This window comes from Williamsia phyllosphaerae, from assembly GCF_014635305.1.
Lineage (GTDB): Bacteria > Actinomycetota > Actinomycetes > Mycobacteriales > Mycobacteriaceae > Williamsia_A > Williamsia_A phyllosphaerae.
On record NZ_BMCS01000001.1, the window covers coordinates 2,476,251 to 2,501,670 of the forward strand.

A 25,420-nucleotide genomic window follows, 5' to 3' on the forward strand; every position below is an offset into this window, starting at 1 on the left:
AGCAGCGTCACCGGGGACACCGACGAGAACCGGGCGCCCCCGCGGTTGCGGAGACGCCCGGCGTCGTGGAGATCGGTTCTGCGAGATCAGATGTAGGCGAGACCCACCGTCGGCACGATCGTGCAGCCGACGTTCTTGCCCTTGATCTTGGTGGTGACGTTGCCGTAGATCGCCGACAGCACGCGGCCTTTGCCGGTGTTCGCGATCGCGGTGAACGTACCGGGACCGTTGACGGCGTTGATCTTCTCGTTGCGCTTGAGGTTGATCTGGCCGGTCCGACCGGTGTCGATGTTGATCCAGATCGCGATCAGCGGGGCGCGGTTGTTGTCGACCGCGGGACCGGTCCCGAGGCTCGTGTAGACCAGGCCGGCCTGGCCGCGGCCGGGGCCGGGGGCCGGGGCCTTCTGTGGGCCCGCGGTCACCAGTGCGGTGCCGACGGAGTTGCCGTCGGGGAGGCAGCCGATACCGATGGTCGGGTACAGGAACTGCTGGATGCGCGGGGCGTTCGGACCGGTCGGGATGATCGGGTCGTTCTTGGCGGCGACCTTCGCGACCTGGGACGGCTTCGCCGTGTTGTCGAGGAACCCGACCACGGTGTTCCAGATCTCGCCGACGGCCGGTGGCATGCCCGGGACCGAGGCGAGTGCCTTCGCCTGCGAGGCGATGTCGGCGTTGACCTTGCCGTCGGGTCCTGCGGTGGCGACCGAGCCGACGATCGCGGGAACGAAGGCGCCGAGCGAGCTCAGCGTCTGCTGGTCCACCTTGGGCACGGCGGGTGCCGGAGCGCCCGAGGCCACTGCGGGTGCCGACAATGCGGTCGCGGCGGCCAGGGCGGTTACGCAGACGGCCCGGCGGGTCCAGGACCCCGGACGCACGTCACCAAAACGCACAATTACATCCCATCGTGTGTCGATCCGCGCTGACGGCGAATCGTGGTCGCACCGCGGGCGCAGACCGTTTGTCGTTGTCACTTCCCCCGACGCATCGCGTCGGGCGTCAGTGTAGGTGGTGACCGCGTGTCCGCGGCCGTCCAGGGACCCTAGCCTGGTACTGGAGTGACAGATGGGGCTGGTGATCCGATCGTTACGGGGTCCACACCCGATCGACACCCGCGTCGATCAGCCGTTCCGGCTGTCGAACATCTCGTGGAACAGATCATCGATCGCGCCGGCCAGTGCGATGTCGAGCTCGGTCAGGCCCCCTGCGGAGTGCGTGCTCAGCGCGATCGTCACGGTTCGCCAGCGGATGTCGATGTCGGGGTGGTGGTCGCGGTTCTCGGCTTCGGTGGCGATCCGACCGACGAAGGCGATGCCGTCGAGGAAGGTGGGAGCCGAGAAATCCCGTCGGATGACGGAGTCGCCGAAATCCCACTCCGGCAGCGCGGACGCCACCTCTGCGATGCGGTCGGCGCCCAGGAGTTCATCGCCGGTCTGGTCCTGTGAGGCAGTCATGAAACCCATGGTGGCACCGCGACACCGCCGACACGCCGCGTTCGCATCCGGCTGGTTAGATCGACGAGTAGCGCAGGGTCGAGCAGGAGGTCAATCGGGTGCAGCGGTGGGGTCGACAACAGCGGGGACAGCGGTGGGGTCGGGATGCGGTCACGATCGCCCTCGGGGCGGTACTGGTGGCGTCGCTGGCGTCGGCCTGCGGCAGTTCGGACACCTCCGGCGAGGTCACGCTGCTGACCCACGACTCGTTCGCGCTGCCCGACAGCGTCATCGCCGACTTCGAGAAGCAGTCCGGGCTCACCCTCAAGATCGCCAAGTCCGGTGACGCCGGGCAACTCGCCTCGACGATCTCCCTCACCCCCGGCCGGCCCAAGGCCGACGCGGTCTACGGGATCGACAACACCTTCGCCTCGCGCCCGGTGTCGGCGAACGCGCTCGAGGCGTACCGATCGCCCGCGTTGACCGGCGGGGCCCAGGAGTACTCGCTGACCGGAGCCGCGAAGGACCAGCTCACCCCGGTCGACCGCGGCGACGTGTGCATCAACGTCGACACGGCGTGGTTCGCGCAGCGCAACATCCCCGCGCCGACGTCGGTGAACGATCTGACCGACCCGCGGTACAAGGGCGAGACCGTCGTGATGGACCCGGCGACCTCGTCGCCGGGCATGGGATTCCTGCTCGCGACCATCGCGCAGTTCCCCGCGGACTGGCAGAACTACTGGCGCGCGATGCGCACCAACGACGTCTCGGTCGAGGCGGGCTGGGACACCGGGTACAACCAGCAGTTCTCCGGCGGGGAGGGCAAGGGCCCCAAGCCCATCGTCGTCTCCTACGCGTCGTCGCCGGCCGCGAACCCGGCGACGAAGGCTCTGCTCGACAGCTGCTTCCGACAGGTCGAGTACGTCGGCGTGCTGCGCGGCGCGGCCAACACCGAGGGGGCGAAGAAGCTCGTCGACTTCATGCTCGGCGAACAGGTGCAGCAAGCCCTGCCCGACTCCATGTACGTCTACCCGGTGCGGGACAACACCCCGCTGCCCGAGTCGTGGGCCAAGAACGCGCCGCTACCGGAATCGACGGTCGAGTTGTCGGCGGCGTCGATCGCCAAGAACCGCGAGAGCTGGCAGCAGCAGTGGCGAACCATCATGGGGCGCTGACATTCTCGCTGGCCAACTGACGTCGGGCGCATCCGGACGGCTCCGTTCGGTCGGGGTGGGCGCGATCGTCGTCGTCCCCCTGCTGTTCCTCGGTGTGTTCTTCGTCTGGCCGGTCGGTGCGCTGATCCGGCGCGCGTTCGACGTCTCCGACGGTGCCGGTCTCGGGGCACTGCTCGCGCGAACCGATGCGTGGGGACTGCTCGGCTTCACCCTCGCGCAGGCCGCCGGTTCGACCGTGGTCGCCCTCCTCGTCGCGGCCCCGATCGTCTGGTTGGTCGCGGTCGCGGCGCCTCGGTGGTCGACGGCGCTGATGGTCCTCGTGACGGTGCCGTTCGTGCTGCCGACCGTGGTGGTCGGGATGGCCTTTCGCGCGCTGCTGGGCCGTGGCGGGCCGCTGGCCGGGCTGGGGTGGGATGGCTCGGTGTGGTCGATCCTCGCCGCGCACGCCTTCCTCAACGTCGCGGTGATCGTCCGGGTCGTGGGGTCGGTGTGGCGCACGATGGACCCGCGGGCCGAACAGGCCGCACGCACCCTCGGCGCCACGCCGTGGCGGGCCTTTCGCACCGTCGTGCTCCCGCGCCTCGCCGCCCCGGTCCTCGCCTCGTCCGCGCTGGTGTTCCTGTTCTGCGCCAGCAGCTTCGGCGTGGTCCTCATCCTGGGCAACGGCCGGTGGCAGACGCTGGAGACGGCGATCTACACCCAGGCCATCGGCTACTTCGACATACCCGCGGCGGTGGCGCTCTCGATGGTGCAGATCGTCCTGGTCGTCATCGTCGTCGGTGCCGCCCGCGTGCTCACCCCCCGCACCGAGGCGGTCGCGGCCAGGTCCGCGGTCCCGACGCCGTTGGCCGGTCTGCGTGCGGTGGGTGCCGCGGGGGCGACGGTGTGGGCGGTCGTCCTGCTCGTCGGCCCCCTCGCGGTGGTCGCGCTGCGCTCGGTCCGCCCCACCTCCGGGGGCTCGGTGACCGATCTCGACTCGTGGACGTTGTCCGGGTACCGATCGCTCACCGAATCGGTCAACGGCGAGACGCCCCTGCAGACCCTGCAGTACAGCGCGATCAGCGCACTGTGGGCGACCGTGCTGGCGATGACCGTCGGACTGCTCGGAGCCCTCGCGCTGGCGAGGTCGCGAGGCGCGGTCGCGACCGTCGGAGCCGGGCTGGCGCTGCTGCCGCTCGGGGTGAGCGCGGTGACCGTCGGGTTCGGCTATCTCGTCGTGCTCGCGTCACTGCCCGCCGAGGTCGCCGCGTGGCCCGGGGTGGTCCCCGCGGTACAGGCGCTCATCGCCGCGCCGATCGTCATCCGCATCATCGCCCCCGCCCTAGCGGCCGTGCCGACGTCGCTGCGACACGCCGCGGCGAGTCTCGGCGCCTCACCCTGGCGTGTCTGGCGCACGGTCGACCTGCCACTGATCTGGCGATCTCTGGGCGTGGCCACGGCGTTCGCGTTCATCATCGCGCTCGGCGAGTTCGGGGCGACCGGCTTCGTGGCCCGGCCGGGCACCACCACGCTGCCGGTGCTGATCGGGTCCGCGTTGAACCGGCCCGGTGCCGACAGCCTCGCGACCGCCATGGCGTGTTCGATGCTGTTGATCGCGGCGACGGCGGTGGTCGTGGTCATCATGGAGTCCCTGCGCGGCGTGGAAGGCAGTGAGTTCTAGATGCTCGACATCCGATCACTACGGGTCGCCTACCGCGACCAGATCGTCCTCGACGACCTCGACCTCAGCATCGGGACCGACGGGTCGGTGGTCACCGCACTGCTCGGTCCGTCCGGGTGCGGCAAGTCGACCCTGATCCGGGCCATCACCGGCATCGAACGCCCGAGTGCCGGCGTGATCAGTTTCGACGGGGTCGATCTCGCCGACGTGCCCACCCATCGCCGTGACTTCGGTGTGGTGTTCCAGGACGGCCAACTCCTGCCGGGGAGAACGGTGTCGGCGAACATCGGCTACGGCCTGCGTGCGCGCCGATGGTCCCGGTCGGCGACCGCCCAGCGCGTCGACGAGCTGCTCGACCTGGTCGGCCTGCCCGGTCTCGAGGACCGGCCGGTGTCCGAGCTCTCCGGCGGTCAGGCGCAGCGGGTCGCCCTCGCCCGCGCACTCGCGCCCAATCCCCGACTCCTCCTGCTCGACGAACCGCTGTCCTCGCTGGACCGTCGCCTGCGTGAACGTCTGGCCGTCGACATCGCCGAGATCCTCCGAGCAGCAGGTACCCCCACGATCCTGGTGACGCACGACCATCAGGAGGCGGCGGTCCTGGCCGATCGGATCGCGATCATGTCGCAGGGGTCCATCGTGCAGTCGGGAACCCCGGACGCGCTCTGGCGCACCCCGACCGATGAGTGGGTCGCGCGATTCGTCGGCTGCACCAGCATCGTCACCGCGCGGATGGACGGCGACGTCGCGGTCACCGCGGTCGGGCGTGTCACGCTGCCGGACCGCGATGCCGCCGAGACCGCGACGCAGCGGCAGTTGGGGCTACGACCGCGATCGCTGGTGGTGACGTCGACGTCCGCCGTGCTCGCGCGGGTGGAATCGGTTGCGGCCCTGCCCGAGGAGTACCTGCTGCAGATCCGGCTGCCGTCCGGTGCGCAGTACGCGGCGGTGTCCGACCGGGCGGTGTCGGTGGGCGACGAGGTCGCGGTGGCCCTCGACCCGGATCGCATCGCGGTGATCGGATGAGTCGGCTCGTCGTCGCGGGTGCGATCGTCGATTCCGGTCGGCTGCTGATGGCGCAACGCGCACGCCCGGAACATCTGGCCGGCCTGTGGGAACTGCCCGGCGGCAAGGTCGAGGTGGGGGAGACCACCGCGGACGCGCTACGCCGGGAACTGGACGAGGAACTGGACATCGAGGTGACGGTGGGCGAATCCGTCGGGGCGCCGGTCGACGTCGCCGACGGGGTCGCCCTCGTCGCGCTGCGTGCCGAACTGGTCGCCGGGACACCGCAGCCGCGAGAGCATCTCGCGATCCGGTGGGTCGACGCCGACGAACTCGCCGCGCTCTGCGCCCAGGGAGCCGTGGTTCCCGCCGACACGGCCTGGTTGCCCGATCTCGACGCGTTGCTACGAGGAGAGTAGGACTCATGTCATTGCCGCCGACCAGCCGCTTCGATCACGGGGACGAGACCGACCCGTTCGACAAGCAGGACCAACCCGCGCCGCGTCGCAACGCTCCGGCCTGGATCATCCTCGGATCCGCCGTGGTGCTCCTCGTCGTCGTGATCGGCGTGGTCATCGCGAGCGGGGGAGGTGACGACACCCCGGCTGCCCCCGCGGCCGCGAGCACCGTCACCGTCGAACGGACGGTGGCCCCGACCACGACCACCCCGTCGAGCAGTTCGGTCGCACCCCGACCCACCGCGTCGGCGGCCGACGGTGCCGGCGTCATGCCCGACGTCGTGTGCATGAATCTGCAGGCGGCGCAGGACCGCATCCAGAAGACCGGCGTGTTCTACTCCCGCAGCGAGGACGCCACCGGCAAGGGGCGAGCCCAGTTGTTCGATCGCAATTGGATCGTGGTCTCGCAGTCACCCGCGCCCGGTTCGCGCATCGGTGAGGGCGACGCAGTGCTGTCGGTGGTCAAGACCGACGAGCCCAACGACTGCTGAGGGCGAGCTCAGCCGGCGGTGATCTGTGTCAGGTCGGTGCGCAGCATCATCACGTTGTAGTCCGACCAGCGTGACGCGGTGAAGTACAGGTAGCGGTCGTCGCCGCCGGTGGCCGGGTACACGTACGGCGCGTAGACGCCGCCGAGCTGCTGGCGGGTGAGCAGCGTGATGGGTGCGCCGAACGGTCCCTCGGGCTTGGTCGCGGTGCGCATTGCTATGGTGCCGTTCGCCTCGTTGCCGTAGAGCATCAGGTACTTCTGCAGCCGGTTGTTCCAGGACACCGACATCTCGCTGACCGGTTCGGTGACAACCGCTTTCGACTTCGTGGTCTCCGATGACCAGGGATCGCCCGCGTCGCCGGTGTAGTACTCATACTTGCTCAGGTCGAGGATGTTGCCGGGCAGGAAGCGGCAGAGGAAGGCGGCGCCGTAGCGTCCGTTGGGGGTGCCGTACTGGTAGATGTACTGGTCCTCGCCACGGCCGCGCAGGTAGGCGTTCTGCTGGTATTTGCCGTTGCTGTCGTCGACCTGCTCGACACCGGGGATCGACACGGGCAGGTTGAGCCGCACCGTCTTCGGGTCGGTGGCCCACGTCTGACCGTTGTCCCGTGAGACCGCGATGGCCGAGCTGTTGGTCACCCACCGGCCCGGTCCGCCCCACTGACGGACCGACATGAAGTTCATGTACTGCACGCCGTCGATGGCGATCGCCGCGGTCGGGATGGTGGTCACCTCGACGCCCGAGACCTCCAGTGCCGGGATGGACTCGCTCGCGTAACGCGGTGTGGCCGAGGCGACGACGGCGCCGGACCGGACGTCACCGGGCACCCCGTCGCCGATCGTGACACCGTCGGCGGGATCGATGTCGGTGGTGCGCAGGATGAGGTTGTGTCGCCACTGCTGCCGCGGTGCGTTGCAGTCGCCGAAGGTGTCGCCGAACGCCATGAGGGTCTGTCCGGAGCCGTTGTCCCAGGAGATACCGAGGTCGGTACCGGAGATGCCGAAGCGGGTGTCGGTGCGGTTCGGCGACTTGCCGCCGGTCACCCATGCGACCGGACGGGTGTTGCCGGAGTTCACCACCGGGAGCGGCCCCTGGGCACTGCTCTTCCCCAGCAGGGGGCCGGCGCCGCTGCTGCCGAACGCGTTGCCGATCGCCTGGCCCAGCGGCGATGATCCGAGCAACCCCTCGTTGCCGCAGGGCGCGGCCGACGCCGGGCCGGCCAGACCGACGCCGGCGAGGGTGGCCGCGGCGGTGCAGACGGTGGTCATCAGGACGACGCTGCGACGTAGGGCGGACATGACACTCCTGACGTACTGAGCCCGCGATCGTCGACTCCCCGTCACATCTCTGTGACTCGTGTGACGGATGGGGCTAGTGGGATTTACCCGATGATGATCCCCGTCGTCCTGGCCCGCGCTCGCATCGAGAGATCGATTGCGGCCGAACAGATACCGGATCGTTACGGCGTACCGCAGGTCAGCGGACGGGGATCCGCGTGAGATCGGTGCGCAGCATCATCACGTTGTAGTCCTGCCAGCGCGACGCGGTGAAGTACAGGTACTGCCCGCCCGCGGGGGACCCGGCGTAGATGTACGGCGCGTAGACGCCGCTGAGCTGACCCGAGTTCAGCAGGGATGTCGGTGCGCTCCACGGTCCCTGTGGATCGGTCGCGGTGCGCAGCGCCAGCGAACCGTTCCCGTTGTTGCCCGCCAGCATGATGTAGCGCCCCAGGTAGGAGTTCCATGCGACCGACATCTCGCCCACCGGCTCACGCACGACGGCCTTCGACTTCGTCTGATCGGGCGACCACGGCCTGGCCTTGTCGCCGGTGAAGTACTCGTACTTCCTCAGATCGAGGATGTCGGCGGGGCGGAACCGGGCGACGAACGCGGCGCCGAAGCGGCCGTTCGGGGTGCCGTACTGGTAGATGAAGCCGTCGCGGCCCCGGACGTACGCGCCCTGTTGGAACTTGCCGTTGCTGTCGTCGACGGCCTTGGCCCCCGCCGACGCGGAGATCAGGTTGGGCCGCACGGTCGACTGCGCGGTCGTCCAGGTCTGACCGTTGTCGCGGGAAACCGCCACGGCCGAGTAGTTGGTCACCCATCGTCCGGCGTCACCCCAGGAGCGGACCGACATGTAGTTCATGAACTGGATGCCGTTGATCGCGATCCCTGCGGTCGGGATCGTCGTGATCGCGACCCCCGGGATGCCCGGCGACGGAACGCTTTCCGACGCCCTGCGTGGGGCGCCCGCGGAGACCGAGGCACCCGAACGGACGTTGCCGGGGATGCCGGACGGGATGGTCACGCCGTCGCCCGGGGTGGTGTCAGAGGTTCGCAGGATCGTGTTGTGCCGCCACTGCTGCCCCGGCGCATTGCAGTCGCCGTAGGTGTCGCCGAACGCCATCAGGGTCTGCCCCGACCCGTTGTCCCAGGAGATGCCGAGATCGGTGCCGGAGATACCGAACCGGGTGTCGGTGCGGTTCGGCGACAGTGCACCGGTGACCCATCCGACGGTCCGCGTGTTGCCGGTCAGCACCCGCGGCAGCGGCTTCTGGTCGCTGCGTCGGCCGAGCAGGCCGCCGAGGCTGCTGCCGAACGCCAGGCTGGACCCGAAGATCCCCCGATTGCCACACGGCGCGGCCGAGGCCGGCGCGGTGACGCCGATGGTCGCGGCGACCGACAACGCCACGCTCGCGGTGGTGACGACAGCCAGAATCGAACGAAATCTCATCAAGGACCCCTCCCCGTTCTCGGGGAAGCGTACTGATGAGCGGGGCGGTGTCGACCCTTTTCGCCAGGTACGTCCGGTTCAGGCGGCGCGGGCCTTCTTCAGGGCCTTGGTGAACTGCTTGTTCGAGAACTCGTGGGCGTCCATCTTGCCGAGGCGGTGCAGCACGACGGGGCATGCGGCACACCGGGTCGACTTGCGGCAGCACTTCTTCTTCGGCTTCACCTTCGTGAAGGTCGCGGCGGTCACCTTTGCCATGGAACGGAGAAGACCTCACTGTCGTATCGCTGCACTGCCGGGGACGAACTTAGGTAAGCACACCCTATGTCGGCAGACATTAGCAGAGCGTTCATCGACGTTCTGAGCCTCTGTGACGGTCATCTCAACGGCCCTACCGATACCCTGGTGGGCGGTCAGGCGCCGTGCCCGGTCGTTTTCGTATGTCCAATACCCGAAAGACACGCCCAGTGAATGCTGCTCCGAACTTCCGTAACGTCGCAATCGTGGCGCACGTCGACCACGGCAAGACCACTCTGGTCGACGCGATGCTTCGACAGTCCGGTGTCTTCACCGAGCGGGAAGAGGTCGTCGACCGGGTGATGGACTCCGGTGACCTCGAGCGCGAGAAGGGCATCACCATTCTCGCGAAGAACACCGCCGTGCACCGTCGTCAGCCCGACGGAACCGAGGTCGTCATCAACGTCATCGACACCCCCGGCCACGCCGATTTCGGTGGCGAGGTCGAGCGCGGACTCTCCATGGTCGACGGTGTCGTGCTCCTCGTCGACGCCTCCGAGGGCCCGCTGCCGCAGACCCGCTTCGTGCTGCGCAAGGCCCTCGCCGCCTCGCTGCCGGTGATCCTGCTGGTGAACAAGACCGACCGCCCCGACGCCCGTATCGCCGAGGTCGTCTCCGAGAGCCACGACCTCATCCTCGATCTGGCCTCCGACGTCGACGAGGAGGCCGCCGAGGCCGCCGAACTGGCCCTCGACCTGCCCGTCCTCTACGCCTCGGGCCGCGCAGGCATCGCCAGCACCGTCGCGCCGGAGAACGGCAACGTACCCGAGGGCGAGAACCTCGATCCGCTCTTCGACATGCTGCTGTCCTACGTGCCCGCGCCCAAGGGTGATCTCGACGCGCCGCTGCAGGCCCACGTGACCAACCTCGACGCGTCGCCGTTCCTCGGCCGCCTCGCTCTGGTCCGTCTGTACGCGGGCACCCTGAAGAAGGGGCAGACCGTGGCCTGGATGCGTGAGGTCGACGGCGAGCCCGTCACCGAGCGCGCGAAGATCACCGAACTCCTCGTCACCGTCGGCGTCGCCCGCACCCCGGGTGAGACCGCCGTGGCCGGCGACATCGTCGCCGTCGCCGGTATGCCGGAGATCATGATCGGCGACACCCTCGCCGACGTGGACAACCCGATCGCCCTGCCGCGCATCACCGTCGACGAGCCCGCGATCTCGGTGACCATCGGCACCAACACCTCGCCGCTGGTCGGCCGGGTCAAGGGCCACAAGCTCACCTCGCGCATGGTCAAGGACCGTCTCGACAGCGAACTGGTCGGCAACGTCTCGCTGCGCGTCCTCGACATCGGGCGCCCGGACGCCTGGGAGGTCCAGGGCCGTGGCGAACTCGCGCTCGCGATCCTCGTCGAGCAGATGCGTCGCGAGGGCTTCGAGCTCACCGTGGGCAAGCCCCAGGTGGTCACCAAGCAGGTCGACGGCAAGCTGCACGAGCCCTTCGAGCACCTGACCATCGACGTCCCCGAGGAGTACCTGGGCGCCGTCACGCAGCTGCTGGCCGCACGCAAGGGCCGCATGGGCGACATGACCAACCACGGCAGTGGCTGGGTCCGCATGGAGTTCATCGTCCCGTCGCGTGGACTCATCGGTTTCCGCACCGACTTCCTCACCGAGACCCGCGGTACCGGCATCGCCAACGCCGTGTTCGACGGTTACGCGCCGTGGGCCGGCGAGATCCGCGCCCGCCACACCGGTTCGCTGGTCTCCGACCGCGCGGGTTCGGTCACCCCGTTCGCGATGATCCAGCTCGCCGATCGCGGAACGTTCTTCGTCGAGCCGGGTGCCGACACCTACGAGGGCATGGTCGTGGGTATCAACCCGCGCATGGAGGACCTCGACATCAACGTCACCAAGGAGAAGAAGCTGACCAACATGCGTCAGTCCTCCGCCGACGTGATGGAGACCCTCGCCAAGCCGATCAAGCTCGAGCTCGAGGCCGCGATGGAGTTCTGTACCGATGACGAATGCGTCGAGGTGACCCCCGAGGTCGTCCGCGTGCGCAAGGTCGACCTCGACGCCACCACCCGTGGCCGCGAGCGGTCGCGTGCCAAGGCCCGCAACGCGAACGTCTGATCGACGCGTCGGCGATGATGCTGAGGTGTTCGCGACGATGAGGTGCCGGGGCGCCGCACGGGTGATGTTCGCGCTCTGGTGCGTCGTCGCGGTCGCGACCGCGGCGTGTACCGCCGACCCACCGCCCCCGGTGCAGCAGTCGGAGGCCCCGCCGCCGCCGACCGACGTCCCGCAGGGGCAGACGATCTCGGTGGCCACCGACACGATCGGGGTGGGGTTCAACCCGCATCTGTCGGCAGATCAGAGTCCGGTCACCGCAGCGGTCGCCGCGATGACCCTGCCGAGCGCGTTCACTCCCGTCGCCACGCCGACGGGGGTGGCGTGGTTCCTCGACCCGGCGGTCCTGATCGGCGCCGAGGTGACCTCGCAGTCGCCGTTCACGGTGACCTATCGGATAGCCCAGGACGCCCAGTGGTCCGACGGGTTGCCGGTCACCGGCGAGGACTTCTCGTACCTGTGGGAGCAGATGTCGCGCCAGCCCGGCACCGTGGCCCCCGCCGGTTACCGCCTCATCGACGACGTCGCGTCCCGCGCGGGCGGCAAGGAGGCGGTGGTCCGCTTCAAGGCCCCCTACCCGGCCTGGCGTGAGCTGTTCACCTCGCTACTGCCCTCGCATGCCCTGCGCGGGGTCCCCGACGGTTTCCAGACGGGCATGGACTCCGGTCTGCCCGTCTCGGCGGGCCGGTTCGCGATCAGCGGCATCGACCCCAGCCGCGACGAGATCCGCCTGCAGCGCAACGACCGGTACTGGCGCACCCCCGCGGTCGTCGACCAGATCGTGCTGCACCGGGTGGGTACGTCCACCCAACTCGCCGAATCGGTGCGGTCGAGCGACACCCGGGTCGTCGCCGTGGCCGGCGGACCCGCCCTCGCCGGGAGCCTCGGGGCCATCCCCGGTGTCGTCACCGGACGAACCGCGGTCGGTCGATCGCTCGGCATCACGCTGAACACCCGGAGTCCGATCATGTCCGACGTCGCCGTGCGGCAGGGGATCCTCGGCCTGGTCGACACGCAGGTGCTCATCGACGCCGGTGCGGGCGCGGCCACGGTCACCCCGTTCGCCAACACCGTCTACCAACCGTCGGACCCGGGGTACTTCCTCGCCGACCGCTCGGTGCCCGACGCGGCCGCGGTCGCCGAATACTTCGCGACGGGCGGGTACTTCCCGGTGCCGGCGGCGGCGTCGACGAGCCCGCCGTCGTCGAGCGGCGCGAGTTCGCCGGCGACCGACGCGTCGGCGACCCCGACCACCACCCAGTCCGCCACCGACGGTGGATCGTCGACGGCCACGACCCTGCCGCAGGGCGTCGTGCCGCTGCAGCGCGGCGGCAAGACGCTCGAGGTACGCATCGGCGTCGTCGCCGGCGACACCCGCACCCGCGCCGCCGCCGACAGTCTGAGCGACCAGCTGCGCGGAGCGGGCGTCCTCGCCGAGGTACGGGCGCTGTCCGCGCCCGAGCTCTACGGCACCGCCCTCACCGATCCGTCCGTCGACATCGTCGTGGGATGGCAGTCGGCGGGGGTCTCGCCGGCCACCCGACTCGCGTCGAGCACCGAGTGCGACACACCGCGATCCGGTGCCCCCGGCACCTCGGCCACCCCGACGCCGAGCGGCGTCGTACCCACCACCGTCGCGCCCAGCGCATCGCCGACGACCACCCCGGACCGCTCGTCGGCGACGGGCGACGAGCGCTACGCGAGCAATGTCTCCGGACTCTGCGACCGGACCCTGGCCGATCTGGCGAACCGGGCGCTGAGCGCCGCCGACCCGACGACGACGCTGCGTGAGGCAGAGACCGCCGTCGCCGCACAACACGTCTACCTACCGGTCTTCCAGGACTCGGTGCTGACCGCGGTCGGGCCGGGCACGACGAACGTCCGCCTCGACGGTCCCGTGGCCACCGGCATCTTCGGCAACAGCGGCACGTGGGGGATCGACCGGGGATGACGTCTGTGACACACGGCTCGCGGTCGCGCCGCCTGATGGTCGTGCACGCCCATCCCGACGACGAGTCGATCATGACCGGGGGCATCATCGCCCGATATCTCGCCGAGGGCGCCGAGGTCACCGTCGTGACCTGCACCCTGGGCGAGGAGGGTGAGGTCATCGGTGACCGGTGGGCCGGACTGGCCGCCGACGGTGGTGCCGACCAACTCGGCGGATACCGCGTACTGGAACTGACGCGCGCACTCGACGCCCTCGCGGCCCCGGGCACGTCTCTCGTCCCGACGTTCCTCGGTGGCGCCGGTCGCTGGCGGGACTCCGGGATGGCCGGGTCGCCCGCCGCTGAGCATCCGCGCGCGTTCACCAACGCCGCACCGGACGAGCCCGTCACCGCCCTGGCCGACCTGATCCTCGCGCTGCGCCCGCAGGTGCTCGTCGGCTACGACCCCGCGGGTACCTACGGTCATCCCGATCACGTCGAGGTCCACCGCATCTGCGGTGCGGCGATCGACGAGGCCCGCACCCGCGGATGGTCGGTGGCCAAGCACTACTGGTCGGTCACCGAGGCGACCGCGCTCGAGCGAGGCCTCGACGGCGTCGACACGCGGGTGCCCGAGGGCTGGCGGATGCCGCTGGCCGACGAACTGCCGCGCTACCCCGACGCCGACATCACCACCGGTGTCGACGTCCGCGACGTCTTCGAGCGCAAGGTCGATGCCCTCGCCGCACACGCAACCCAGGTGACGGTGGCGCCGAGTCGCACCGAGTACGCGCTGTCGAACAACATCGTGCAGCCCATCCACCCCGAGGAGCACTTCATCCTCGTCGAGGGCGCGCTCGAGCCGCCCGCTCCCGGCGAGCGTGAGACCGATCTGTTCGGGCCGTCCACCGTGGACTCGTGACGATGCGCCCGGTCGATCGCGTGCTGCTCGCGGTCCTCACGCTCGACGGTTTCATCGTGGGCCTGCTCAGCGTGGCGTTCCTCAACGTCTACGTCGGTTCGGTCCCGGTGCCGGCGACCGCCCTGATCGGTGGCCTCGCCAACGGTGTGCTGCTGTGGTTGGCGGCCGGACACACCGACACCCCGGCGCGCATGCTGCCGTTGGGGGGATGGGTGATCGCCATGGGTTTCGGGCTCTTCGCAGGCCCGGGCGGGGATGCGTTGCTGTTCACCGACTGGCGCACGTTGCTGCTGGTCGTGTTCGGTGCCGGGATCCCGGTGGTGGTGTCCTGGTCGGGGCGTCTGCCGGAGCCGCGCGGCACCTCCTAGGGCGGATCAGGGGGCGCAGATGACCACCCGGGGCTGCGATGGCGCATGATCGATGGGTGACATCCGAACCCCGTGAGTCAGCTGATCTACCGACCCCCACCTTCGTGGGCGGTCCGACATCGCAGCGCGAAGACACCGCGTCCGCCGAAGTCGCGCCCACACCGTCGGCGATGCGGCGCGCGTTGCGCCGCGTTCGCGACGGCGCGACGATCAACGTCGACGAGGCGAGCGTCCTGCTCGCCGCCCGCGGTGCCGACCTCGCCGATCTGTCGGCGTCGGCGGGACGGGTCCGCGACGCGGGCCTGACCGCGCAGGGACGCGATCACCAGGTCACCTACTCCCGCAAGGTGTTCATCCCGCTGACCCGTCTGTGTCGCGACAAGTGTCACTACTGCACGTTCGTCACCGTCCCGGGCAAGCTCGCCCGCGAGGGACACGGCGCCTTCCTGGAGATGGACGAGGTCCTCGACATCGCCCGCCGCGGCGCCGAGCTGGGGTGCAAGGAGGCGCTGTTCACCCTCGGCGACCGCCCCGAGGACCGGTGGCCCGAGGCCGCCCAGTGGCTCGACGAGCGTGGCTACGACTCGACCCTGGACTACGTGCGTGCGGCGTCGATCCGGGTCCTCGAGGAGACCGGTCTGCTGCCGCACCTCAACCCCGGGGTGATGACGTGGGAGGAGATCTCCCGTCTCAAGCCGGTCGCCCCGTCGATGGGCATGATGCTCGAGACCACCGCGCGCAGGCTGTTCACCGACAAGGGGGAGTGCCACTACGGCAGTCCCGACAAGGACCCCGAGGTGCGCAAGCGCGTCCTGGTCGACGCGGGCCGGTTGTCGGTGCCGTTCACCACCGGGATCCTCGTGGGAATCGGTGAGACGCGGTACGAGCGCGCGGAGTCCCTCCTCGAGATCCGGTCGACGCACAAGGCTTTCGGTCACATCCAAGAGGTGATCATCCAGAACTTCCGGGCCAAGTCGGACACGGCGATGCGCTCGGTGCCCGACGCCGACATCGACGAGTTCATCGCCGCGGTCGCCGTCGCGCGGGTTCTGCTCGGACCGTCGATGCGGATCCAGGCGCCGCCGAACCTGGTGTCCGCGCAGGAGTGCGCCGCGCTGATCGCGGCCGGCGTCGACGACTGGGGCGGCGTCTCGCCGTTGACCCCAGATCACGTGAACCCCGAGCGGCCGTGGCCCAACCTCGACGCGCTCGCCCAGATCACCGCCGACAGTGGCTACACGCTGACCGAACGTGTTGCGGCGCAACCACAGTATGTCTTGGCCGGACAACCGTGGATCGATCCGCGGATCACCGGACACGTGCGCGCCCTGTCCGATCCCGTGACCGGTCTGGCCGCCGACGTCATCCCCGTCGGCCTGCCCTGGCAGGAACCCGACGAGGACTGGCAGTCCACCGGGCGCGTCGACCTGCACACCGCCATCGACTCCGAGGGCCGCAACACCGAGACCCGCAGCGACCTCGGCAGTGCGTTCGGCGACTGGGACACCGTGCGCGAGCAGGTGCTGGCCCTGTCGGCCGACGCCGCGGCGGCACCCGCCCGCCTCGACGCCGACGTGCTCACCGCGCTGCGCAACGCGGAGAGGGATCCGGCCGCGTGCAGCGACGCCGACTACCTCGCGCTCGCCACCGCCGACGGCGACGGACTCGAAGCGCTTGTCGCGCTGGCCGACTCGCTTCGCAAGGAGGTCAACGGCGACGACGTGACCTACGTGGTGAACCGCAACATCAACTTCACCAACATCTGCTACACCGGATGCCGGTTCTGCGCGTTCGCGCAGCGAAAGGGCGATGCCGACGCCTACACGCTCTCGGCCGACGAGGTCGCCGACCGGGCGTGGGAGGCACACGTCGCCGGCGCCACCGAGGTCTGCATGCAGGGCGGCATCGATCCGGAGTTGCCCGTCACCGGCTACGCCGATCTGGTGCGGGCGGTGAAGGCGAAGGTGCCCTCGATGCACGTGCACGCGTTCTCACCGATGGAGATCGTGAACGGGGCGTCACGGGGTGGACAGAGCGTGCGGGAATGGCTCACTCAGCTGCGCGAGGCCGGACTCGACACGATCCCCGGCACCGCGGCGGAGATCCTCGACGACGAGGTCCGCTGGGTGCTCACCAAGGGCAAGCTGCCCACCGCGTCCTGGATCGATGTGGTCACCACGGCCCACGAGGTGGGCCTGCGGTCGAGCTCGACGATGATGTACGGCCACGTCGACGCGCCGAAGCACTGGGTCGGCCACCTCAACATCCTGCGCGGCATCCAGGACCGCACCGGCGGTTTCACCGAGTTCGTGCCGCTGCCGTTCGTGCACCAGAGCTCGCCGCTCTACCTGGCGGGAGCATCGCGACCGGGTCCGACCCACCGCGACAACCGCGCGGTGCACGCCCTCGCGCGCGTCATGCTGCACGGGCGCATCGACAACATCCAGACCAGCTGGGTCAAGCTCGGCACGGCCGGCACCCAGGTGATGCTGCAGGGCGGCGCCAACGACCTCGGCGGCACGTTGATGGAGGAGACCATCTCCCGCATGGCCGGGTCGCAGCACGGCTCGGAGAAGACCGTCGCCGAGTTGCGGTCGATCGCCGAACAGATCGGCCGCCCCGCGCGGGAGCGGACGACCGTCCACGCCCGACGCGAGACGGCCGCCTGATGGCGCAGCGCACGATCAGCGACCGCGACGTCGCACGGGTGCTCCACACCGCGACCGGGGTGATCAACCCGGTTCTCGACATCGTGGAGGGCTGCGATGTCCTGGGTGTGAAACACCTGACGTTCACCGACTCGGCCGACGACGACTCGCTGCTGGCCAAGGCCACCGACTCGCTGCGCTGGGTCACCGACCACACCGGTCTACCCGGCACCGCGACGTGGGCGAAGTGGAACGTCGAGCAGCGCACCGAGTGGTGGGTCGGCCGCGTCGGTCGGCTCAGCACGGTCCTGGTGGCCTATCCCGGTGTGTTCGGGGCGATCTCGAACCGTCTGCCGCTGCAGGATCTGCTCGGGTTCGCACAGCAGGCGTTCGTCATCTGCGCGGTCCAGCGGGTGCACGGGGTGCGCGACCGGTATGAACAGACGGATCAGCTCGTCGCCGTCCTGTGTGATCGGATCGTCGACTCCCGAACGCTGCTGTCGCAGCCGGCGCAGGACTCGTCGTCACCCTCCGCCGACATCGAGAAGGCGGTGGACGCCGCGCAGGATCGCACACGGTCGCTGAGCCCGGCCGGCATCGTGAAGGCGGTGTGGGCGACGGTCGCCCTCCTGCGGTCGATCTCCGACGTGCTCTCGCACCGCCCGTCACCGAAGCAGCCGTGGCGGTTGCTCAGTGCGCTTCCGGTGGTCGGTGCGGTGGCCGACTACGTGGGGGAGCGCTCGGCCCTGCGACGCGCATCCGAGGCCGCCGTGGCCAGTCTGCGGGCCCCGGTCCGCGTCTGACCGCGCGCCGATCAACCGGTGGCGGCGATGACCCGCCCGGTCGCGGTGTCGTACAGCCGGATTCCGCACGGCCCCGATCCGACGATGCGGGTCCCGTCGCCGGAGAACTGCGCCGTGGTCCCGAGGTTGCACCGCTGCGCATCGGTGGCCGCCTGCAGCGTTCTCCCGGTGGTCGGATCTGCGCTGTCGTACAGCGCGAGCCCGCACCCCGCGATCATGAACGTCGTCCCGTCCGGGCTGTACTCGACGGTGGTTCCCGGCGTCGAGAACTCGGTGGTGCATTGTCGCGGGTCGGGTAACGCGATGTCGTGGGATCGGCGAGGTGCCGTGGCATCGAAGGTGGTCAGCGTCTGGCGTTGGTAGGGGGCCTGATCCCCTGTGGTGGAGACGGTTCGGGTGGTGAGCACCGCAATCGACGTGCCGTCTGAACCCAGGGCGGTGTCGAAACGGTCCTCGCCCGCGCCGTCGGAACGGGCCAGGGTCGTCATCCGGCCGCGTGAGGTGTCGTACATCCACACGGTGGTGCCGGCCGCCGGTTGGCCTGGCCCCGCCGGTGGCGAGATCGTCTGCCCGACCGCCACCGGGCTCCCCTCTCGCACCGCCACGTTCCGGATCGTGGATTGCCCGGTGCCGCTGCCCTTGTCGATGTCGGTACGCGCGAGGAGCTCGCCGGTCGACGCCGACCACGTCGCGACACCGGCAAAGGTCGTCGAGGTCGTCTGCGCGCCGGATCGAGGGGATGTGAACCCTGCGACGATCGTGTCGCCGTCGGGTGTGTAGGCCAGCGCCGGTGGGAAAGCCATGCGGGCCGCGGTGATGGATTCGAGGGTGTGGTCGATGGTGGCTGTGCCCGCGTTCCACAGGCGGACGATCCGTCGGACGCCGTCGTACGGCTCGCCCGGCGGCCCGGCGAAGTCGTTGCCCGCGTAGGTGGTGATCTGCGTGCCGTCAGGACCGACCGCGAACATCGATCGGGTGGCCGGGGTGTTGCCCAGAGGACCGCCGCCGTCGGTGCCGTCAGGATTGCCCTCCCCTGGTCGGGCGTAGGTCGCGATGAGGCGGCCCGTCGTGATGTCCCAGGCGCGCAGGAGCGCGCCACGGTGATGCGGATCATCGGTGACGACCCTGGATCCGTCGGGGGTGAACGCCATGGCCGTGGGCCGCGGGATCGGGGCCGTCAGCACCCGGGCGCCGGACCGTGCGTCCCAGACCCACAGCTCGGTGGGGCCGTGGCGCGACACGGCCGAACCGGCGCCGTACCCGACCCCGGGGGTGACTTCCCGTCCGGCGAGTGACTCCACGACGGCGGCGACACGGGTGCCGTCGGGAGAGAGGGCGACCGGGTACACCTCACGGCCGGCGAGACTGCCGAGAAGACGCGTCGCTCCGGTGGTCGACGCCGACGCGTCGTCGGTGAACGCCGGTGACTCGAGCGGGCCCGTCGACATCGAGAGGTCCGACGGGCCGGCGGTGTCCGACGTCGTGCACCCGACGAGGCACGCCGCGACGGTTACCGCGGCGCCGGCCAACCGTGCGACGGTGTCCGTCTGTCCGGCCATGCGAGTGATCTTCCCGCGATTCCCGCTGTTGGGCTCTCGTTCGCCGCTTTTGGGCTGTTGTCGCAGCACGCAGCAGAACGTGGGCCCAACGCGCGGGAACGAAGGCCCAACGCGCGAACGGCTCACCCGGCGTCGGTCAGTCGGCGACCAGCTGCACTCGCGACCCGAAGTGGGCCTCGGTGCCACCCTCGCGTTGACGGCCGATGACGTACCGGCCCGGCGCGATACCGGTAGCCCCGTGCTCGGGGTGGATCAGGTACGCGACGACCTCGGTGTCGAGGATTCCCAGGGCGAGGCCGCGGGTGTCGTGCACGGGGGTCGACCACGTGCAGATCCCCGTGTCGGCGACGAGGCTGTGCGGGTTGCCTCCGGCCGCACTGCGCAGCAATTCGATCCCCGACAGTGGCACGTCGGCCGACCGCGACCAGGCGACGGTGGTGACCGCGTCCGCCAGGAGTCGATGGGGGACCACGATGAGATCGCCCTGGGCCTGCAGCCCGTCGATCACGGGGATGGACACCGAGCGGTCGAGATGGTCGAGGACGTCGAGTCCGGTGAGGTCGGTGAGAGTGGACAGGGTCATCACGTTCATGGGGGCACCTTGGGTCGATGAATGGGCTTGTGTCGATGGGTGGAACGGGGCTCGAGATGTGGTCATGTTCTGCGGGCGAGCCGGGCGTAGTCAGAACCGCGGATGCCGTAGGTCCAGCCCGCGGCGTCGAGCGCCGAGCCGATCCACGGGGGCACGCGCAGTCCGTAACGCCTGCGCTGCCCGTCCCGTTCGGTGGAACCGTTGACCACGAGCAGAATTCGTTCGCGACGCCCCCAGCCGTCCGGCGTCGTGTAGAGCCGCAGCCGGTTCCCGGTGTTACCGGGATCATCGGCCTGATCGATCTCGTCCAGCCCGGCGGTGTCGACGTAGGTGTCCCATCCGATGCGTTCGATGGCGCACCGGCGGACCTCGACATTGCGTTCGCGGGCGATCCGCTCGACGGTCGGTTCGCGCACGACCCATGCCGGGATGATCGTCCCGTGATGGGCGAAAACCTGTTGACCGTCCGTGAATTCGATCGCCGGCTCGTCGTCGCGATGTAGACGCTGCTGGTTGAACTGCCCGTTCGGCGCGGTCTCGGTGTGCAGGGCAGTCGGTCGCTCCGCCATCACGCACACGTCGTCGAAGGCCCACCACCATCCGGTCGCACGGGTGAGAGTGGCGAGCACCGCGAGAAGGTCGAGGTCCTCGGGTCGGAACATCGCGAGCCGCGAGCGTCGGTAGTAGTCGTAGTACGCGACGCGGTGGGCTTCCTGCTGCCCGTACCAGGTCACCGCGCCGACGAACGGCGGCATGAGGGTGCGTATCGCGGCGGCCACGCCATCGAACAGGCTGGTGTGCAACGAATCCCAGATCGACGCACGGAGGAACTGGTAGGCGCTCATCGCGGTGTCCTCCGAGACCCGCCACGAGGGCACTCCCGGGATCGCCGTCATCTGGCGCTCACCCCAGGGGGTGCGATGGGCCCCCGCTATCCGCGCGTTCATGCGGGTACGGGACGCGGAGAGCATGTGGGCGATGCGGGTCGGAGCGCCGTCGAGGCTGTCGATGCTGATGGACACCACGTCGGCCCGGCCCATCGTGGACATCAGCTCCTGGGCGGCCGGTGGTGAGGTCGTCCAGACGAACTCGGGCTCGCGACATCCTGCCCGCCGATACAGTTCTGCGACAGCAGATTCCGCCGCGGCGCGGTCGGAGGGATGAGCGAGGGTCCCACAGGAGAGCCACGCATCACGATACGTGGACAGATCAGGTATCGGCCCGGATTCGGGATCGGTGCGGGTGGGGAACGGGATTCGCGGTGGTCGAGTGACTGTGCGAATCGGTGCGGCGCTCACGCGATGGTGGCGGAATCCGCCTTTCCGGTGGTCATGCCATCAAAGGTGACACGTACGGTCGCCGAACGCAAGACCCGCGTGCACCGATGTCTCAGACCGCGCCCGCCTCGACCAGTGCCTCATAGCCACCGATGACGTCGGTTGCGCGATGTAATCCCAACTGCTGCAACGCCGCCGCGGCCAGGCTGGAGGTATAGCCCTGCTGACACAGCACGATCCAACGGACATCGTGATCGACGGCCTCGGGAATCTTGGCGTCGCTGGCGGGGTCGCACCGCCACTCCAGGACGTTGCGTTCGATGACCAGGGCGGCGGGCGCCTCGCCCTCGGCGGCGCGCTGCGCGGCCGGGCGGATGTCGACGAGGATGCCGCCGGCGGCGAGTTCGTCGCGGACGTTCTCGGCGGGCAACCGGACGAGGGACTCGCGTGCGGTCAGGAGCAGGTCGTCGATCGTGGTCATCAGTCCTTCAGTCTTTTTCGGGCACGTCGGTCAACTCGGTGCGCACACGCCGGATCGACTGCGCCTCGGTGACCTCGTAGTAGGACATCGCGGTGAGCGGCGGTGAGTACGCGTGCACACTCAACGTCGGCTCAGCACTGCTCGGCGTGGCCGGATTACGCATCACATCGTGCACCCATCCGAGCGGGAACGATGCCTGATCCCCGGCATCGAGCGTGCGTGCCCGCAGATCGCGCCCCGTCCATCGGTACTCGGTGAGCGAGCCCGACAGCACGGTCAGCGCCCCGAACGAGCCGGCGTGATCGTGGAGCTCGGTGGAGACGTTGGGAGTCCAGCTGATCAGCCACAGGTCGAGGTCGTCGTCGGCGTGCAGGCGGGTCGACCACCGCGACACCTCGTCCCAGCGGGCCGGCAGCACGTGGTCGTAGTGTCCGTCGAGCACGTCGGCGGCCGTCTGGTCGGTCAGGCGCAGCAGATCGGCGGGACGCAGTCGCGTCGGCAGGGTGGAGGTGCGGCGGTCGTGCGTGGGGGTCGGTCCGAGGGTCGTGGTCATCGTCGAGAACTCCGTGAGTCGCAGGTGGACAGGTCGGGGTTGCTCAGCTGCGACAGCGTCGCGACGTCGGGTGGTGGATCACCAGGTCAGAGTGCCTGTGAACACCGCGCGGGACGAGGGTTAGGTCCACCCTGATTCGAAGGTGACCGCCAGGGGGTGCGCTCGGCGGGTGCTGTTCGTCTCATCGCGCGTGGCTGACGTGCGCGGGGACGGCTGCGCGGGTGCCCCCGGTTTGTGACCACGACCGGGGCGGACGGATACTGGTGGGTGGACACGTGGCCCTACACCAGGGTTCCGTTGCGGGCGCGTACTGCCCTACGCGCGATACGTGAGGAGAGAACCGAGTTGACGTACATCATCGCCGAGCCGTGTGTGGACCTGCTGGACAGGGCCTGCGTCGAGGAGTGCCCGGTGGATTGCATCTACGAGGGCGACCGGATGCTGTACATCCAGCCCGACGAATGCGTCGACTGTGGCGCTTGCGAACCGGTCTGCCCGGTCGAGGCCATCTTCTACGAGGACGACGTCCCCGATGAGTGGGAGCCCTACGTCAACGCCAACGTCGACTTCTTCGACGACCTGGGTTCGCCCGGTGGTGCGAGCAAGGTCGGCAAGACGTCGCACGACCCCGCGTTCATCAAGGGCCTGCCCCCGATGAACACCGAAGAAGACTGACGGAAACGCCCGGCGAGTGACCGAGCAGCAGACGCCCCGGACCGGTCGGCGGGCGGTCAGTGCGGGTCTTCCCGATTTCCCCTGGGATTCGCTGACCGACGCGAAGGCGCTCGCGGCCTCGCATCCGGAGGGCATCGTCGACCTGTCGGTCGGCACCCCGGTCGACGCCATCGCCCAGGTCATCCGACGCGGACTCGACGCCGGTGCGTCGTTCCCCGGGTATCCGACGACCGCCGGGACCGCCGATCTGCGGGTGGCGGCGGTCGCGGCCCTGAAGCGGCGGTACGGCATCGGGTCGGTCGAGGAGTCCGCGGTGCTGCCGGTCATCGGGACCAAGGAGGCCATCGCCTCGGTCATCTCGATGCTGGGTTTCGGTCCCGGCGACGACATCGTCATCCCCGAGATCGCCTACCCCACCTATGAGGTGGGAGTGCTGCTGGCCGGTGCGCGTCCGGTCCGCGCCGACTCCCTGCTCGCCCTCGGCCCGACGCGGCCGGGTGCGATCTTCATCAACTCGCCGTCGAACCCGACCGGCAAGGTGCTCGGGGTCGAGCATCTGCGCAAGGTGGTCACCTGGGCGCGCGAGCGCGGGACCGTCGTCATCTCCGACGAGTGTTACCTGGGCCTGGCCTGGGACGCCAAGGCCATCTCGATCCTGGATCCCCGGGTGTGCGACGGCGACGTCACGGGGCTGCTCGCGGTGCACTCGCTGTCGAAGATCTCGAATCTGGCCGGGTATCGGGCCGGTTTCTTCGCCGGCGATCCCGACCTGGTCCGCGAGTTGCTCGCGGTCCGCAAACACGCGGGCATGATCGTGCCCTACCCGGTCCAGACCGCGATGGTCGCGGCGCTGACCGACGACGACCACGTCGATGCGCAGCGCGAGCGCTACCTCAACCGGCGGGTGGTCCTGTCCACCGCGGTGCGCCACGCCGGGTTCCGGATCGACCATTCCGAGGCCGGTCTGTACCTGTGGGCGACGCGCGACGAGCCGTGCCGCGACACCGTCGACTGGTTGGCGCACAAGGGGATCCTGGCCGCGCCGGGGGAGTTCTACGGTCCGGCCGGCACGAAGCACGTGCGACTCGCGCTCACCGCGACCGACGAGCGCATAGCCGCTGCAGCCGCGCGTCTCGCCCCCGCCTGACCCGCCGCCGACCGGGGCCCAAACCACCCGTCGAGCGGGCCGAAGCGACCCGTCGAGCGTGCCGAAACGACCTGTCGAGCGTGCCGACGGCGCGAAACCACGGCACGGTCGGCACGAAGTTACGGCACGGTGGGCGGGTTATTACGGCACGGTGGGCGGGTTATTACGGCACGTTCGACGGGGTCAGTCGTTGGCGTGCAGAGCCGCGTTGAGGGCGATGCCGTCGCCCTTCCAGGGCACGACCTCGACAGCGCCGCTGACGCTGTTGCGACGGAACAGCAGGTTGTTGGTCCCGGACAGATCGCGCGCCTTGACCGCGGTGCCGTCCGGTCCGGTGACCTTCGTCCCCGCGGTGACGTAGAGGCCCGCCTCGATCACGCAGTCGTCGCCGAGCGAGATCCCGCAGCCGGAGTTCGCGCCGAGTAGGCAGCGCTCACCGAGCGATATGACCTGCGTGCCACCGCCGGACAGCGTGCCCATGATCGATGCGCCGCCGCCCACGTCGGAGCCGTCGCCGACGACGACACCGGCCGAGATGCGCCCCTCGACCATCGAGTTGCCGAGCGTGCCCGCGTTGAAGTTCACGAAACCCTCGTGCATCACCGTGGTGCCGCTCGCGAGGTGTGCTCCCAGGCGGACGCGGTCGGCGTCACCGATGCGGACGCCGCTGGGCACCACGTAGTCGACCATCCGCGGGAACTTGTCGATGCTGTTGACCGCGACGGGGCCACGTGCGCGCAGCCGGGCCCGGGTGAGCTCGAAACCCTCGACGGCGCAGGGGCCGTGGTTGGTCCACACCACGTTGCTCAGCAAGCCGAACGTGCCATCGAGATTCAACCCGTGCGGAGTGACCAGCCGGTGCGACAGCAGGTGCAGGCGGAGGTAGACGTCATGGGCGTCGACGGGCGCCGCCGACAGGTCGGTGATGGTGGTGCGGACCGCCACGGTGCGCACGCCACGTGCCTGATCGGTGCCGACGAGGGCCTGCAGTTCCGGGGGAACGTCGTCGCCCGTGAGGGCTGTGGTCCCGGCCGCGCCCGTCACCGCGCCCAGTTGGGGCGCGGGAAACCAGGTGTCGAGCACCTGACCGTTGTCGGTGATGGTGGCAATTCCGTGCCCGGTCGCAGACGATGCTTCACTCACGGGTCG

Annotated in this window: 24 protein-coding genes; 13 read left to right on the top strand and 11 right to left on the bottom strand. The window is 69.6% G+C overall.

All coding sequences use genetic code 11. The features are described 5' to 3' along the window. Nucleotides 1-86: 86 nt before the first annotated feature. Together IEV93_RS11540 and IEV93_RS11545 are read right to left on the bottom strand one after the other, a co-directional pair. Complete coding sequence (locus IEV93_RS11540) at nucleotides 87-890, bottom strand: Rv1157c family protein (RefSeq protein WP_229705043.1); 804 nt, start codon at nucleotides 888-890, stop codon at nucleotides 87-89. 228 nt (nucleotides 891-1,118) lie between these two features. Continuing rightward, complete coding sequence (locus IEV93_RS11545) at nucleotides 1,119-1,451, bottom strand: 4a-hydroxytetrahydrobiopterin dehydratase (protein ID WP_188489768.1); 333 nt, start codon at nucleotides 1,449-1,451, stop codon at nucleotides 1,119-1,121. Nucleotides 1,452-1,549: 98 nt separating this feature from the next. Here IEV93_RS11545 and IEV93_RS11550 point away from each other — a divergent pair, with 98 nt between their 5' ends. From IEV93_RS11550 to IEV93_RS11570, 5 genes are read left to right on the top strand one after another with little or no spacing between them, the layout of a single operon-like run. After that, a complete protein-coding gene (locus IEV93_RS11550; protein ID WP_188489770.1) occupies nucleotides 1,550-2,605 on the top strand; it encodes a thiamine ABC transporter substrate-binding protein in 1,056 nt (351 codons plus the stop codon). A gap of 55 nt (nucleotides 2,606-2,660) precedes the next feature. Then, nucleotides 2,661-4,265 carry an ABC transporter permease gene (locus IEV93_RS11555; protein WP_188489772.1) on the top strand — a complete coding sequence of 535 codons (1,605 nt, stop codon included), beginning with the start codon at nucleotides 2,661-2,663 and terminating at the stop codon, nucleotides 4,263-4,265. Beyond that, nucleotides 4,266-5,288, top strand: a complete 1,023-nt coding sequence (locus tag IEV93_RS11560) for an ABC transporter ATP-binding protein (RefSeq protein ID WP_188489774.1) — start codon at nucleotides 4,266-4,268, stop codon at nucleotides 5,286-5,288. Next, on the top strand, nucleotides 5,285-5,686 hold the full coding sequence (locus IEV93_RS11565; protein WP_188489776.1) for a (deoxy)nucleoside triphosphate pyrophosphohydrolase: 402 nt from the start codon (nucleotides 5,285-5,287) through the stop codon (nucleotides 5,684-5,686). Before IEV93_RS11560 ends, IEV93_RS11565 begins: the two co-directional genes overlap by 4 nt. 5 nt (nucleotides 5,687-5,691) lie before the next feature. After that, nucleotides 5,692-6,216, top strand: a complete 525-nt coding sequence (locus tag IEV93_RS11570) for a PASTA domain-containing protein (protein ID WP_229705044.1) — start codon at nucleotides 5,692-5,694, stop codon at nucleotides 6,214-6,216. 8 nt (nucleotides 6,217-6,224) lie between these two features. Here the strand turns inward: IEV93_RS11570 and IEV93_RS11575 are convergent, their stop codons facing one another. The 3 genes from IEV93_RS11575 to IEV93_RS11585 all read right to left on the bottom strand — a co-directional run bounded on the left by IEV93_RS11575 (nucleotide 6,225) and on the right by IEV93_RS11585 (nucleotide 9,204). Continuing rightward, entirely contained in the window at nucleotides 6,225-7,514 is a 1,290-nt protein-coding gene (locus tag IEV93_RS11575) for a glycoside hydrolase family 183 protein (protein WP_188489778.1), read from the bottom strand. A gap of 178 nt (nucleotides 7,515-7,692) precedes the next feature. Next, on the bottom strand, nucleotides 7,693-8,949 hold the full coding sequence (locus IEV93_RS11580) for a glycoside hydrolase family 183 protein (protein WP_188489780.1): 1,257 nt from the start codon (nucleotides 8,947-8,949) through the stop codon (nucleotides 7,693-7,695). A 78-nt stretch (nucleotides 8,950-9,027) separates the two neighbouring features. Next, the gene (locus tag IEV93_RS11585) at nucleotides 9,028-9,204 is read right to left on the bottom strand and encodes a hypothetical protein (protein ID WP_188489782.1); all 177 of its coding nucleotides are present in this window, start codon (nucleotides 9,202-9,204) and stop codon (nucleotides 9,028-9,030) included. A gap of 209 nt (nucleotides 9,205-9,413) precedes the next feature. On the opposite strand from IEV93_RS11585, the gene typA reads away from it, so the two are divergent. From typA to IEV93_RS11615, 6 genes are read left to right on the top strand one after another with little or no spacing between them, the layout of a single operon-like run. Continuing rightward, nucleotides 9,414-11,321 (top strand): translational GTPase TypA, encoded by a 1,908-nt coding sequence (gene typA / locus IEV93_RS11590; RefSeq protein WP_188489784.1) that lies wholly within the window; start codon nucleotides 9,414-9,416, stop codon nucleotides 11,319-11,321. 37 nt (nucleotides 11,322-11,358) lie between these two features. Beyond that, entirely contained in the window at nucleotides 11,359-13,269 is a 1,911-nt protein-coding gene (locus tag IEV93_RS11595) for an ABC transporter family substrate-binding protein (protein ID WP_229705045.1), read from the top strand. Then, the gene (gene mshB, locus IEV93_RS11600) at nucleotides 13,266-14,168 is read left to right on the top strand and encodes an N-acetyl-1-D-myo-inositol-2-amino-2-deoxy-alpha-D-glucopyranoside deacetylase (RefSeq protein ID WP_229705046.1); all 903 of its coding nucleotides are present in this window, start codon (nucleotides 13,266-13,268) and stop codon (nucleotides 14,166-14,168) included. The genes IEV93_RS11595 and mshB overlap by 4 nt, the downstream gene beginning before the upstream one ends. A 2-nt stretch (nucleotides 14,169-14,170) precedes the next feature. Continuing rightward, entirely contained in the window at nucleotides 14,171-14,536 is a 366-nt protein-coding gene (locus IEV93_RS11605; RefSeq protein ID WP_188490545.1) for a facilitated glucose transporter, read from the top strand. A gap of 38 nt (nucleotides 14,537-14,574) precedes the next feature. Then, complete coding sequence (locus tag IEV93_RS11610; RefSeq protein WP_188489786.1) at nucleotides 14,575-17,205, top strand: bifunctional FO biosynthesis protein CofGH; 2,631 nt, start codon at nucleotides 14,575-14,577, stop codon at nucleotides 17,203-17,205. Beyond that, nucleotides 17,205-17,987: a hypothetical protein gene (locus IEV93_RS11615; protein ID WP_188489788.1), complete on the top strand. Its 783-nt coding sequence runs from the start codon at nucleotides 17,205-17,207 to the stop codon at nucleotides 17,985-17,987. Before IEV93_RS11610 ends, IEV93_RS11615 begins: the two co-directional genes overlap by 1 nt. Nucleotides 17,988-17,998: 11 nt before the next feature. Here the strand turns inward: IEV93_RS11615 and IEV93_RS11620 are convergent, their stop codons facing one another. The 5 genes from IEV93_RS11620 to IEV93_RS11640 form a co-directional block, all read right to left on the bottom strand. After that, on the bottom strand, nucleotides 17,999-19,546 hold the full coding sequence (locus tag IEV93_RS11620) for a WD40 repeat domain-containing protein (protein ID WP_188489790.1): 1,548 nt from the start codon (nucleotides 19,544-19,546) through the stop codon (nucleotides 17,999-18,001). A 136-nt stretch (nucleotides 19,547-19,682) separates the two neighbouring features. After that, nucleotides 19,683-20,138 (bottom strand): DUF8820 family protein, encoded by a 456-nt coding sequence (locus IEV93_RS11625; RefSeq protein ID WP_188489792.1) that lies wholly within the window; start codon nucleotides 20,136-20,138, stop codon nucleotides 19,683-19,685. 62 nt (nucleotides 20,139-20,200) lie between these two features. After that, complete coding sequence (locus IEV93_RS11630) at nucleotides 20,201-21,187, bottom strand: DUF6745 domain-containing protein (protein ID WP_229705047.1); 987 nt, start codon at nucleotides 21,185-21,187, stop codon at nucleotides 20,201-20,203. A 340-nt stretch (nucleotides 21,188-21,527) separates the two neighbouring features. Then, the gene (locus tag IEV93_RS11635) at nucleotides 21,528-21,896 is read right to left on the bottom strand and encodes a rhodanese-like domain-containing protein (protein WP_188489796.1); all 369 of its coding nucleotides are present in this window, start codon (nucleotides 21,894-21,896) and stop codon (nucleotides 21,528-21,530) included. 7 nt (nucleotides 21,897-21,903) lie between these two features. Further along, nucleotides 21,904-22,449, bottom strand: coding sequence for a cysteine dioxygenase (locus IEV93_RS11640; protein WP_188489798.1), 546 nt, complete (start codon nucleotides 22,447-22,449; stop codon nucleotides 21,904-21,906). A 345-nt stretch (nucleotides 22,450-22,794) separates the two neighbouring features. Here IEV93_RS11640 and fdxA point away from each other — a divergent pair, with 345 nt between their 5' ends. Together fdxA and dapC are read left to right on the top strand one after the other, a co-directional pair. Further along, nucleotides 22,795-23,124: a ferredoxin gene (gene fdxA / locus IEV93_RS11645; protein ID WP_188489800.1), complete on the top strand. Its 330-nt coding sequence runs from the start codon at nucleotides 22,795-22,797 to the stop codon at nucleotides 23,122-23,124. Between the two features lie 16 nt (nucleotides 23,125-23,140). Continuing rightward, nucleotides 23,141-24,271, top strand: coding sequence for a succinyldiaminopimelate transaminase (dapC, locus tag IEV93_RS11650; RefSeq protein WP_188489802.1), 1,131 nt, complete (start codon nucleotides 23,141-23,143; stop codon nucleotides 24,269-24,271). A gap of 183 nt (nucleotides 24,272-24,454) precedes the next feature. Here the strand turns inward: dapC and dapD are convergent, their stop codons facing one another. Continuing rightward, complete coding sequence (gene dapD / locus IEV93_RS11655) at nucleotides 24,455-25,414, bottom strand: 2,3,4,5-tetrahydropyridine-2,6-dicarboxylate N-succinyltransferase (RefSeq protein WP_188489804.1); 960 nt, start codon at nucleotides 25,412-25,414, stop codon at nucleotides 24,455-24,457. Nucleotides 25,415-25,420 lie beyond the last annotated feature (6 nt).